Below are 12,912 nucleotides of genomic sequence, written 5' to 3'. Positions count from 1 at the left end.
GTTTGAAGAGATTTTCGAAGAGTATAAAAACTCTAGCCTTCAGTTGCAAGTGACTGAAAACTAGAGTTTTTTCTATTGTTTCCAAGCATTATACAAGTTGCGAATAGGTTGCTTTAATGTCGGATGGATAAAATGAGGCGCAATTTCTTGTAGAGACTCAAGAACAAAAAGGCGTTCTGCTATGTAAGGATGGGGCAAGATAAGCTCATCTGTGTAAATGGCCTGGTCCTCCACAAAGAGCAAGTCCAAATCAATCAAACGAGGTCCCCAATGCACTTCTCGCACCCGTCCCATCTCTGTCTCAATAGCCAACAATGTTTCTAACAAGACTGGGGCAGGCAACCATGTTTCTACCTCAACCACCTGATTAGCAAAGCTATCCTGCTCCACACCACCCCAAGGCTCCGTCGTCAAAACACTGGACTCTTTAAGAATATGGATGCCACGAGCTCGCATTTTCTCAATGGCTTGCTCCAAATTCGCTTGCTTATCTCCCATGTTGCTTCCTAGGGCGATAAAGGCTCGTTGCTTACGGCGATGGATGGTTACTGAGCATGTATCTAGTGGCAAATGCACTGGCGCCCAAGGCTTTTTCAGTTCCAACTTGATTTCTTGGACAAGAGGATAGGTCTCAAAAGTACGTTCCACCAGTTTGTAGGCTACTGTTTCAATCAAATCCTCACTCGTTTCCTGAAACCAAGTCGTCCACTGCTGGCACAATTCTCCGTAATGGACAGAGGCTGCTAAATCCAAATCTGTCGCTGCCTTGGTCATATCATAGGATAGGATAGCTGAAACGACAAACTTCTGCCCCAATTCCTTCTCACTAGGAAAAAGACCATGATAGGCAAAAATTTCCAAATCCTTAATCTGCAGTTGATCCATAATGATTCCTTTCTAGAAAAATCCGCCCAAAGCGGATTCTTTTTATACTCAATGAAAATCAAAGTGCAAACTAAGAAGCTAGCCGTAGGCTGCTCAAAACACNNTGACGTGGTTTGAATTTGATTTTCGAAGAGTATTATAGTCCCATTAAACGATAAGCCTGATCTCTAAGGTCCTTATCTGTTTCAAATAGACCACGAGCTACTGTCGTCAAGGTTGCAGTACCTGGTTTTCTGACACCACGCATGCTCATACACATATGTTCCGCCTCAATGACAACAAAGGCTCCTTTAGCACCTAGATACTCCATCAAGGCATCGGCCACTTCGATATTCAAACGTTCTTGAATTTGTGGTTTTTTCGAATAAACTTCAACCGTACGGGCTAGCTTAGATAAACCTGCCACACGGCCATCTGGAATATAGGCAATATGCGCTCTCCCATAAAATGGCAAGAAGTGGTGTTCACACATGGTATGGAAAAAAATATCCTTTTCTACCACCATATTATCATCAATAATCTCAAAGGATTTTGACAAATGTTCCTCCGCTGTTTGACCAAGACCTGAAAAAATCTCTTGATACATACGGGCTACACGAGCAGGTGTTTCCTGCAAGCCCTCACGGTTAGCGTCCTCTCCTACAGCCTCGATAATCATTTTTACAGCTGCTTCAATCTTTTGTGTATCCATTCTCGTTCTTCCTCTCCATCAGATAGGCTCTCACTTGGCTCAAGAAATATAAAGAACCTGTGACAATCCTAACTGTTTGTTTCTCTTCTTTTTTATCTGTCAATTTCTGCTCTAGAAAATCCTGCCAACCTTGGCAGCTGAGATTTCTAGACTTGGCTACCTCTTTCAGCAGGCTTTCATCAGTCGCCCGACTATCCGCAAAATGGGTTAGAGTAAGCTCGGTATCTGGTATGGCCCCCAGCAAGTCCAACATATCCTCCAAGGCCTTGGTTTTGATACAAGTAAAGAGGATTTCCTTACGATAATCCGCAAAGCGTTCTTGCAAGGTTGCCAATAAGGCCTTGATAGCATGGGGATTGTGGGCTCCATCCAAAATCATCAAGGGATCTCTTGACACGATTTCCAGACGCCCCGGCCATCTTGTTTCTTCCAAGGCTTGACCAAGCAGGTGATTGCTTACTAGCTCTCGCCCATCTTCTTGACAAAAAGTATCAAGTAAAGCTATGGCCATCCCAGCATTCTCTATCTGGTGCAAACCAAGCAGGCCAGTCTGGAAGCGACCTTTTCTGACAACACTTGTATAGTCAAAGACTTCGCCTGTCACCACACTCTTTTGATGGCTGACCTGATAATCTGTCCCGTAGGCAAATCTCGGCGCATCTTTCCCTTCCGCAATGCGGTCAATCACAGCCAAGGCTTCTGGAGCGATACGACCTGTCACCAAGGGAGTTCCTTGTTTGATAATGCCTGCCTTCTGCTCTGCTATGGCCTCCAAGGTGTCACCAAGTAGGGCCACATGATCCAAGCCAATGGTCGTGATGCCTGTTAGAATAGGCTGGCAAATATTGGTACTATCTAAAAGTCCACCCATGCCAACTTCCATGATGGCCACATCTACTTGCTCTGCGGCAAAGTAATCATAGGCTATAGCTGTGATAATCTCAAACTCGGTTGTCCCCTGCAAATTGGCAGCCGATTCCCCTTCCAGTAAAGACTGATAGTCTGCCATGAGAGTTTCGAGTCTAGCCTCGGGAATAGATTCCCCATTGATGCTAATCTGGTCTGTATAATGAATGAGATAGGGCGAGCTGAAAACACCAACTCTCAGCCCTAGCTTTTCTAGCATCTTTTTCAAAAAAGCAATGGTCGAACCCTTGCCGTTAGTTCCTCCGATATGGATGACCTTGAGTTTGAGATGGGGATTGCCACGCAAAGCTAACAGTTCCACCATTCGTTCCAAGCCAAAATGCGGTTGATCCGTCCGGTAGTTAGCAATCCACTGATTATTTTCAAATTCTTTCATCTTATTTATATTGTTTTAAATCTAAATTTTCCGCTTCATCAGCCAGACGAATAGCGGAGGCAATTTCAACTGCCATCCTGTGACTAACTACGTCATGCACGCGCACCACTTCTACTCCCTGCCTCGCAGCGATACTGGTTACATGAGCAGAAGCCGTATCTCGATTTCGGAAACCAAGCTCTGTCTCAGGATTGACTTCAAACCCACTTTCTTCAAGGATATTGATGACAAATCGCTTGCGCGACACTCCAAGAAAGATTGGATAGCCTTTCTGATGGAGTTTTTTCAAGTCCCGTAGAAGGAGGAGATTTTCTTTCTTGGTCAGCCCAAAGCCGATTCCTGGATCCAACAGGATATTTCCTTGTGCAATCCCAGCTTCCTCTGCTCTCGCTAATGCTCGTTCAAAGAAAGCCTCCATCAAGTCTTCGATTGGTATTTTTTCAAAGTCAGCTAACTCTTCCTCTGTAAAAGTTTGACCAAAGCCAAAATGAGGAAAGATGAGTGAGCTAGGATGCTGAGGTCGCGCCATAACTGGATTAAACATAATGACTACTTTCGCTCTCGCTTTAGCTACCACAGGGGCCATTTTTTCATCACCCATGAGACCAGTAATATCATTAACTAGATTGGCACCAGCAGCCAAAGCAGCCTCTGCCACCTGACTTTTCCAAGTATCAATAGAGATGAGGACATCACTTTCCTTGCGAATCGCTTTAATCACTGGAACAACACGCTGGATTTCCTCTTCTATCTCAACATAGCTACTTCCCGGCCGAGTCGATTCTCCTCCGATATCTAGCATACTGGCTCCTTCTGCTATCAATTTACGAGCCTGCTGAAGTGCCTGCTCAAGAGCAAAAAATTGACCACCATCCGAAAAGGAGTCTGGGGTTACATTGATGATTCCGCAAATAGCTGTCTTTGCATGATTGGCTTTACTTGACATATCGGTCACTCCCTCAAGGCTTTTCATCATATTATTTCTCTATTTTACCATAAAAAGAAAAAGATGGACACGATTGCATTCATCTTTTTCCCAGTAGAAACAAGTAAGCAATTGTCAAAAATCTTAAACAGAAATCCCTAATGTCCGACTCATGATCACCACAAGAGCCAACAAACAGAAAGCAACCCCATTCACAATCATGTGAAGTAAGATAGACATTTCCAAACGTTGGGTCTTGTAAGCCGTCCAAGACAGAACGATCGACATACCTCCATAAATCAATAAAGAAGGTAAATTACTTGGTTGATGCAATAAAGCAAACACAATCGTACCGACTACAAATCCCAAGTTCTCTTTTCCTCGGAAAATCTTTTTAGGAACAATCCCACGGCACAAGATTTCCTCACAAATTGGAGCAAGCAAGGCTAGCAAGAAAAAACTAGAAATCAAAGAACTATTTTGAACCATATCGTTAATCTGAGACTGGTTAGCTGTTGTCGTCTCATTTGACAGTTGTAACAAGATAGAACCAAGTATATTTGAACCGATAATAACTAAATAACTCAAGCCCAAGCGTGCCAAATCCTTAGCTCTGAAAAAAGAAAAATTAAAACTTGCTAACTGCGTTTTACGAGCTCCAAAAATAAATAGTGCCAAAACTACAATCGAAATACCAGCAACTATCAGTCCTGACTGTAACAGTGGTACTGCATTTAAAGTTAAAATAGCAGTAACCCCTATAGGAATCTGATATAAAATTGTCGCCAGCAAAAAGATTAACAGCCAGCCTGTACGATTCAATAATGCTTTCCACATATTTTTCTCTTTCATCACCTATCTCCTCTGTATTAAAAAAGGGGGAAAATCCCCCTGGGTTATACTATTATAAGGCCATACTGATGTAGTTAAGGATAAACAAAGCATCCAAAATCCAAATCATGACATGGACATCTTTAGCTTGACCTTTAACAATCTTAGTCAAAGTGTAAGTCAAGAAACCAACTGCAATCCCTTGAGTGATAGAGTAGCTGAATCCCATAAAGATAGATGTGAAGAAAGCAGGAACCGCTTCAGACATATCGTCCCAATGGATATTTTTCAAGCTAGCCAACATCATAATCCCAACGATAATCAAGATTGGAGCTGTAGCGGCTGTTGGTACAATCGCTAGAAGTGGACTAAAGAAGCTTGAGATCGCAAAACAGATAGCTACAACCAAGGCTGTCAAACCAGTACGTCCACCTGCACCAATACCAGCAGCAGACTCAACATAAGTCGTTACGTTCGAAGTACCAGCGATGGCACCAATTGAAGTACCAATCAAGTCAGAGTAAAGAGCCTTATCCAACTTAGCTGATTGGTGATTTTCACCATTTGTTGCTACGATACCAACTTTTTCACCTGTACCGATCAAGGTACCAATCGTGTCAAAAATATCTGTCAATGAGAAGGCAAGAATGGCCATCAGAGTTTCAGGCAAGCGAGCTGTATCTGAAATCAAAGCTCCCAAACCTTCTGAACCAAGAGCTGCACCAAAGACTGTCTTCAAGTCTTCAAAGGCTGCACCAACATGGTTGTTAGCAAAATCGATACTAGACAAATCTACCAAACCAACTGCGATAGCAAGAACAGTTGTTGTCAAGATAGAGAGAATAATTCCCCCTTTAATCCCTTTGATAACAAAGAAGATAGTAATGGCAAGTCCTGCAAGAGCCACTAAAACAGCTGGATTATTAAAGCTGACCAAGCCTGGAACTGCTGAAGAGTTTGCTGCAATCGTTGCTTGAGCCTTGTCAGCCCCTTCTCCTACAACAGTATAGTTGCCTGGATCAATCGTAAATTTCAAAAGTCCAGCATTCTTAATTCCCACGTAGGCAAGGAAGACACCGATACCAGCTGAAATAGCTGAACGAAGGGCATTCGGAATCGATTCAATGATCATTTTACGAACATTTGTCAAGGTAATAATCAATGAGATAATTCCACAGATGAAGACCATAGCCAAGGCTTCTTGCCAAGAATACCCGAGCCCAAATACAACTGTAAAGGTAAAGAAGGCATTGAGTCCCATACCTGGCGCTTGGGCATAAGGTAAGTTAGCGTAGAAGGCCATCATCAGGGTACCAGCAACTGCACCGATAATCGTTGCGAGGAATACACCCTGAGCAGGCATTCCTGTTTGCGAAAGAATTTGTGGGTTTACAAAGAGAATATAGCTCATTGCAAAGAAAGTTGTTAAACCAGCGAGAACCTCTGTACGAACGTCTGTACCGTTCTCTTTTAGTTTAAATAATTTGTCCATCATCAATCTCCTTTTAATTTTTACGAACAATAATAGAATTATATCATTTATCATTCACTTTTTCAATATCTTTATTTGATTTATTTAAGAATTTGATGAAATTTCTTTTTTTGTTTCGAATCTGCTTTTCTGCCTGCTTTCTGTTATAATAGAAGACATCTTATCTGAAAAGACACTAGAAAGGTCCATATGACGAAAAAAATTATTGCAGTTGACCTGGATGGAACCCTGCTCAACTCAGACAGTCAAATTTCTGACTTTACCAAAAAAACCATTAAAAAAGTTACTGAAAAAGGACATCAGGTTATTATTACAACAGGTCGCCCTTACCGCATGTCAAAAGATTTCTACCGTGAACTAGGCTTAAACACTCCTATGATTAATTTCAACGGCTCCCTTACTCATTTACCAGACAAAATTTGGGATTTTGAAAAGTGTTTGACGGTAGACAAAAAATATCTTTTAGATATGGTTCGACGTTCAGAGGACATTCAAGCCGATTTTATCGCTGGAGAATATCGTAAAAAATTCTACATTACAAATCCTAATGAAGAAATTGCCAATCCCAAACTATTTGGTGTAGAAGCTTTCCAGCCTGAAGATCAATTCAATCCTGAATTGGTGACCAAGGACCCTAACTGTATTCTCTTGCAGACCAGAGCCAGTGACAAGTATGCCTTGGCAAAAGAAATGAACGCCTTCTACCAGCATCAACTGTCTATCAATACCTGGGGAGGTCCGCTCAATATCCTTGAGTGTACCCCAAAAGGTGTCAATAAGGCATTTGCTTTGGACTACTTGCTCAAGGTAATGAACCGTGACAAAAAAGATTTGATTGCTTTTGGAGATGAACACAATGATACCGAAATGCTCGCTTTTGCAGGGAAGGGCTATGCCATGAAAAATGCCAATCCAGAGCTACTCCCTTATGCTGATGAGCAAATTTCCTTGACCAATGACCAAGACGGAGTTGCCAAAACCCTGCAAGACTTATTCTTATAGTCCATACTGACCAGCTTGCAAGCTGGTCTTTGTGCTCTTTTCACAGTCTCATCAACCAGTTAATCGATTGTTCTACTTTTTGCCTCCAAAACCTTGGAAAAGGCTTTCTTTTGTGATATACTTCACATATAAATACAAGAGAGCTCGTCACACTCGACTCTGTTGACAAAAAATCAATCCAGTCCTGTTTCTCCTGCTCTCAGTTAATATCAAGGAGGATAGCTATGAAAGCTGTTGTTGTAAATCCAGAAAGCACTGGTGTTGCTGTTGAAGAAAAAGTGCTCCGTCCACTTGAAACTGGGGAAGCACTTGTAGAAATTGAATACTGTGGTGTTTGCCACACTGACCTCCACGTTGCTCATGGTGACTTTGGTCAAGTACCAGGACGTGTTCTTGGCCACGAAGGTGTTGGTATCGTTAAAGAAATTGCCCCAGGTGTGAAAAGCCTTAAAGTCGGTGACCGCGTCAGCGTTGCTTGGTTCTTTGAAGGATGTGGCACTTGCGAATACTGTACAACTGGTCGCGAAACTCTTTGCCGTACAGTGAAAAATGCCGGCTACTCAGTAGACGGTGGTATGGCTGAACAATGTATCGTAACTGCTGACTATGCTGTCAAAGTTCCTGACGGACTTGATCCAGCCCAAGCTTCTTCTATCACATGTGCTGGCGTAACAACCTATAAAGCTATTAAAGAAGCAAAAGTTGAACCAGGCCAATGGGTTGTCCTTTATGGTGCTGGTGGACTTGGTAACCTCGCTGTTCAATACGCTAAAAAAGTATTTAATGCTCATGTCATCGCAGTTGATATCAACAACGACAAACTTGCCCTTGCAAAGGAAGTCGGTGCTGATGTCGTTATTAACGGCCTAGAAGTTGATGATGTACCAGGACTCATCAGAGAAAAAACTGATGGAGGAGCTCATTCAGCTGTCGTAACTGCTGTATCTAAAGTTGCCTTCAATCAGGCTGTTGACTCCGTTCGTGCCGGTGGTCGCGTCGTCGCTGTCGGTCTTCCTTCTGAAATGATGGATCTCAGCATCGTTAAAACAGTCCTCGATGGAATCCAAGTCATCGGTTCTCTTGTCGGAACTCGTAAAGACTTGGAAGAAGCCTTCCAATTCGGTGCAGAAGGTTTAGTAGTTCCAGTTGTTCAAAAACGTCCAATAGAAGATGCCGTAGCCATTTTCGACGAAATGGAAAAAGGTCAAATCCAAGGACGTATGGTACTCGACTTCACCCACTAATCTAATAGAAACCTATTTTAAAAGTTGGAATGCGCTTCCAACTTTTTTATATTAAATTTTTAAATAAGAATTCAAGATTACTTCCCAAAAACTCAATATATCAACATCTGCAAATGAAAGCTTTTTAATTTTTTATGATAAATAGTTGCTTTTTATATGAAAACGGTTTATACTTAAAAAGTCTTAAAGTTTTCTTAAACGAAAACTAAAACAAAAAAGGAGGAATGACAATAATGAGTATCGGAATCATTATTGCGAGCCACGGCGAGTTTGCTGCGGGTATTCATCAGTCAGGATCTATGATCTTTGGTGAACAAGAAAAGGTTCAAGTTGTAACCTTTATGCCAAATGAAGGCCCTGATGATCTATACGCTAAGTTTAATAACGCTGTTGCTGCATTTGACGCAGAAGATGAGGTTCTAGTTTTGGCTGACCTTTGGAGTGGATCTCCATTTAACCAAGCTAGTCGCGTGATGGGAGAAAATCCTGAGCGTAAGTTTGCCATCATCACAGGACTGAACTTACCGATGTTGATTCAAGCCTATACAGAGCGCCTGATGGACGCTGCTGCAGGTGTAGAAAAAGTCGCTGCTAATATCATTAAAGAAGCCAAAGATGGCATCAAGGCTCTTCCAGAAGAGCTAAATCCAGTTGAAGAAGTTGCAAGCGCTGCAGCTGCTCCAGTTGCCCAAACTGCTATCCCAGAAGGAACTGTTATCGGAGACGGTAAATTGAAAATCAATCTTGCCCGTCTTGACACACGTCTACTTCACGGTCAGGTTGCAACTGCTTGGACTCCAGATTCAAAAGCAAATCGTATCATCGTTGCTTCAGATAACGTGGCTAAAGACGACCTTCGTAAAGAATTGATTAAACAAGCAGCTCCAGGTAATGTCAAGGCTAACGTGGTTCCAATTCAAAAACTGATTGAGATTTCAAAAGACCCACGTTTTGGAGAAACACATGCCCTTATCTTGTTTGAAACACCTCAAGATGCCCTTCGTGCCATCGAAGGTGGCGTGCCAATCAAAACTCTTAACGTTGGTTCTATGGCTCACTCAACAGGTAAAACATTGGTCAATACCGTTTTGTCTATGGACAAAGAAGATGTTGCTACATTTGAAAAAATGCGTGACTTGGGTGTTGAATTTGATGTCCGTAAAGTACCAAATGATTCTAAAAAAGATTTGTTTGACTTGATTAACAAAGCCAATGTCAAATAAGCCATTATTTATGAAAGGATTTTAAACATGTCTATTATTTCTATGGTTTTAGTAGTCGTTGTAGCCTTCTTTGCAGGTCTTGAAGGCATCCTCGACCAGTTCCAATTTCACCAACCACTTGTAGCCTGTACCCTTATTGGGCTTGTAACAGGTCACTTGGAAGCAGGGATTATCCTCGGTGGATCGCTTCAAATGATTGCCCTTGGTTGGTCAAATATCGGTGCTGCTATCGCTCCTGATGCTGCACTTGCTTCTGTCGCTGCTGCCATTATCATGGTTCTTGGTGGTGACTTTACCAAGACTGGTATCGGTGTTGCCCAAGCGGTTGCTATCCCTCTTGCCGTAGCTGGACTTTTCTTGACAATGATTGTTCGTACAATTTCAGTTGGTTTGGTTCATACTGCAGATGCTGCCGCTAAAAAAGGTGACTTCGGCGCTGTGGAGCGTGCGCATTTCATTGCGCTACTTTTCCAAGGACTTCGTATCGCGCTTCCTGCAGCTCTTCTCCTTATGGTACCAACTGAAACTGTACAAAGTATCCTTAGTGCTATGCCAGACTGGCTCAAAGATGGTATGGCTATCGGTGGTGGTATGGTCGTTGCCGTTGGTTACGCCATGGTTATCAACATGATGGCAACTCGTGAAGTATGGCCATTCTTTGCTCTTGGTTTCGTTCTTGCGGCCGTATCAGACATTACTCTAATCGGATTCGGTGCTATCGGTGTTGCTATCGCTCTTATCTACCTTCACCTTTCTAAAACTGGTGGAAATGGTGGCGGAGGTGCCGCAACTTCTAACGACCCAATCGGCGATATTCTAGAAGACTACTAAGATAAGAAAGGACTGAAAACATCATGACTGAAAAACTTCAATTAACTAAATCAGATCGTAAAAAAGTTTGGTGGCGTTCAACCTTCTTACAAGGGTCTTGGAACTTTGAACGGATGCAAAACTTGGGCTGGGCTTATACACTCATTCCAGCTATCAAAAAACTCTATACTAAAAAAGAAGATCAAATCGCTGCTCTTGAGCGTCACCTTGAGTTCTTCAATACTCATCCATACGTAGCTGCTCCAATCATGGGGGTTACTCTTGCACTTGAAGAAGAACGTGCTAACGGTGTGGAAATCGATGACGCTGCTATCCAAGGGGTTAAAATCGGTATGATGGGACCTCTTGCTGGTATCGGTGACCCAGTATTCTGGTTTACAGTACGCCCAATCCTTGGATCTCTCGGTGCTTCACTTGCCCTTACTGGCAATATCTTGGGTCCACTCCTCTTCTTTGTTGCATGGAACTTGATTCGTATGTCATTCTTGTGGTATGTTCAAGAGGTTGGATACAAGGCTGGATCAGAAATCACTAAAGATATGTCTGGCGGTATCCTTCAAGACATCACTAAAGGTGCTTCTATCCTTGGGATGTTCATTCTTGCTGTCCTTGTTCAACGCTGGGTAAATATTAAATTTGCTTTCGATGTTTCCAAAGTTCAACTAGATGAAAAGGCTTATATCCATTGGGATAAATTGCCAGAAGGATCTAAAGGTATCCAAGAAGCATTCGCACAAGTAGGACAAGGATTATCTCAAACACCTGAAAAAGTTACTACTTTCCAACAAAACTTGGATATGTTGATTCCTGGATTATCAGGACTACTCCTTACTTTACTTTGCATGTACTTACTTAAGAAAAAAGTATCTCCAATCACTATTATCCTTGCCCTCTTCGCAGTGGGTATTGTGGCACATGTTCTTCACATCATGTAATCAAGCAACTAAAAAGGAACCAGGTTCTAAAATCTGATTCCTTTTTTCTATGCTTTTATTCAGCCAAGGCACCCATTGGATCCCATGGTGCAAGCACGATTGGTTCTGCTTCATAAGCAGCTTGTTCTTCTGCTGTCAGCAATTCTTTACGGACAACGATTTGGTATGTGTATTCGTCCATCCAAGCGTCTGAGGCAACAAAGTAACCATCTGTACCGACCTTGTCTCCCCATGAGTTTTCAACCTTCCACTTGGTTGATTTACCATTTTCGTCCAAGTCAACACCTGTCAAGACCATGGCGTGGGTCATCAAGCTTTCGCTATAGTCCAAACGTCCAGCCTTATCTTGAGTAAGTTTAATGTCCATGCTTGATTCAAAGTCATAAACATCTGTCGCAAGGATTCCAGCTTTGCGGTTGCTGAGCTGGCCAACATCAGAACCAAACCAAACAGTCTCACCTGCTTGCATTTGGGCAATCGCCAATTCTTTCAAGCGCTCCATTGGAACGTTGATATAGCGAACTGCACGGCTACCAACTACATTCCCCAACATCTCAACTGTGTAAGATTTTCCGTAAGGCTTGTCAGCAGTGGGAGCATTGATAACAGAAACATAATCTTCTAAAGGAAGATTGACATATTTCTTGTAAAATTCTTGTGGTGTAATGCCCTTTTCACTTTGGTAGTTGTTATCCTTATCGCGATAAGCAAAGTCAAATGTACGTGGTGGAAGGCCTAGTGACATGGCAAGGAAGTTAAAGATTTCTTGCAAGAGGTCTTCTTTCTTAGCTTGAACAGTCGCTTGGTCTGCGCCAGAAGCAAGCAAGTCACGCAAAATTTGAGCATCTTGACGAAGCAATTTGTTGAGAATGGCATTTAGCTCACGACTGCTACTAGATGAAACTGACTCAGGGTAAACTGACTTAGGCACGACACCATATTTTTCAAAGAGAGATACCACCATATCCCATTGACCACCATCTTGTTGAGGTGTTTGAAGTAGGAATTTAACCTTACGGCTCGTCAAGTCTTGGTCTGCAGTCGCAATGACTTGCTCCAAGAACCAGTTTGATTTCTCATACTTGTCCCAGAAGAAGGTGTGGGCCTGTGATAACTCAAAATTTTCTAGTTTGTATTGTGAGATGAGCTTGTGGCGGAAGGTGTTGAGAGCCGCAAACATCCAGCAACGACCAGATGCTTTCTGGTTAGTAACCTTGTCCTTGGTCAAATCCAATGAGAAAACAGGTGTGTTGTCTACATGGCTTTGGCGACGTTCTAGAGCTGCAAAAATTCCGTTGTGGCTGGCAGCATTTTCAATCGCTTGGTATTTTACATTTGCTTCATAATTGGCAAATAGTTTATCAGTAAATGATTCTTGAATCGCGTTCATAGATTCCTCCTTTTATTCTACAGTCTATTATAACGCTTTTTACAAAGGAAGCAACTGAAAAACATAAAAGGAGAGGACATTGTCCCTCACCTTTCGAATTTATACTCTTCGAAAATCTCTTCAAACCACGTCAACGTCGCTTTGCCGTATATATGTTACT

12 protein-coding genes are annotated in these 12,912 nt (G+C 42.3%); 5 read left to right on the top strand and 7 right to left on the bottom strand.

The features are described 5' to 3' along the window. Nucleotides 1-72 precede the first annotated feature (72 nt). From folB to HT724_RS04400, 6 genes are all read right to left on the bottom strand, one after another. Complete coding sequence (gene folB, locus HT724_RS04425) at nt 73-885, bottom strand: dihydroneopterin aldolase (protein ID WP_172926250.1); 813 nt, start codon at nt 883-885, stop codon at nt 73-75. A 136-nt stretch (nt 886-1,021) separates the two neighbouring features. After that, a complete protein-coding gene (gene folE / locus HT724_RS04420; RefSeq protein ID WP_000380917.1) occupies nt 1,022-1,576 on the bottom strand; it encodes a GTP cyclohydrolase I FolE in 555 nt (184 codons plus the stop codon). After that, complete coding sequence (locus HT724_RS04415; protein WP_173275203.1) at nt 1,557-2,879, bottom strand: folylpolyglutamate synthase/dihydrofolate synthase family protein; 1,323 nt, start codon at nt 2,877-2,879, stop codon at nt 1,557-1,559. The genes folE and HT724_RS04415 overlap by 20 nt, the downstream gene beginning before the upstream one ends. A 1-nt stretch (nt 2,880) precedes the next feature. Beyond that, the gene (gene folP, locus HT724_RS04410) at nt 2,881-3,855 is read right to left on the bottom strand and encodes a dihydropteroate synthase (RefSeq protein WP_173275200.1); all 975 of its coding nucleotides are present in this window, start codon (nt 3,853-3,855) and stop codon (nt 2,881-2,883) included. 93 nt (nt 3,856-3,948) lie between these two features. Then, on the bottom strand, nt 3,949-4,656 hold the full coding sequence (locus HT724_RS04405) for a CPBP family intramembrane glutamic endopeptidase (protein WP_173275197.1): 708 nt from the start codon (nt 4,654-4,656) through the stop codon (nt 3,949-3,951). A 52-nt stretch (nt 4,657-4,708) separates the two neighbouring features. After that, complete coding sequence (locus HT724_RS04400; protein ID WP_173275194.1) at nt 4,709-6,127, bottom strand: NCS2 family permease; 1,419 nt, start codon at nt 6,125-6,127, stop codon at nt 4,709-4,711. Nucleotides 6,128-6,316: 189 nt separating this feature from the next. Between HT724_RS04400 and HT724_RS04395 the strand changes: the two genes are divergently transcribed. The 5 genes from HT724_RS04395 to HT724_RS04375 all read left to right on the top strand — a co-directional run bounded on the left by HT724_RS04395 (nt 6,317) and on the right by HT724_RS04375 (nt 11,362). Continuing rightward, the gene (locus tag HT724_RS04395; protein WP_173275176.1) at nt 6,317-7,129 is read left to right on the top strand and encodes a Cof-type HAD-IIB family hydrolase; all 813 of its coding nucleotides are present in this window, start codon (nt 6,317-6,319) and stop codon (nt 7,127-7,129) included. 224 nt (nt 7,130-7,353) lie between these two features. Continuing rightward, entirely contained in the window at nt 7,354-8,373 is a 1,020-nt protein-coding gene (gene adhP, locus HT724_RS04390) for an alcohol dehydrogenase AdhP (protein WP_173275173.1), read from the top strand. 233 nt (nt 8,374-8,606) lie between these two features. Continuing rightward, entirely contained in the window at nt 8,607-9,596 is a 990-nt protein-coding gene (locus HT724_RS04385; protein WP_000021975.1) for a PTS sugar transporter subunit IIB, read from the top strand. A gap of 27 nt (nt 9,597-9,623) precedes the next feature. After that, nucleotides 9,624-10,427, top strand: a complete 804-nt coding sequence (locus tag HT724_RS04380) for a PTS mannose/fructose/sorbose transporter subunit IIC (RefSeq protein WP_000022715.1) — start codon at nt 9,624-9,626, stop codon at nt 10,425-10,427. 23 nt (nt 10,428-10,450) lie between these two features. Continuing rightward, a complete protein-coding gene (locus HT724_RS04375; protein ID WP_050222832.1) occupies nt 10,451-11,362 on the top strand; it encodes a PTS system mannose/fructose/sorbose family transporter subunit IID in 912 nt (303 codons plus the stop codon). A gap of 55 nt (nt 11,363-11,417) precedes the next feature. Here the strand turns inward: HT724_RS04375 and pepC are convergent, their stop codons facing one another. Continuing rightward, a complete protein-coding gene (gene pepC, locus HT724_RS04370) occupies nt 11,418-12,752 on the bottom strand; it encodes an aminopeptidase C (RefSeq protein WP_173275170.1) in 1,335 nt (444 codons plus the stop codon). Nucleotides 12,753-12,912 lie beyond the last annotated feature (160 nt).

Source organism: Streptococcus sp. k-402, assembly GCF_013277515.1.
GTDB lineage: Bacteria > Bacillota > Bacilli > Lactobacillales > Streptococcaceae > Streptococcus.
The sequence above is the reverse complement of the archived record's forward strand: the minus strand, read 5'-3'. Positions and strand labels throughout refer to the sequence as shown.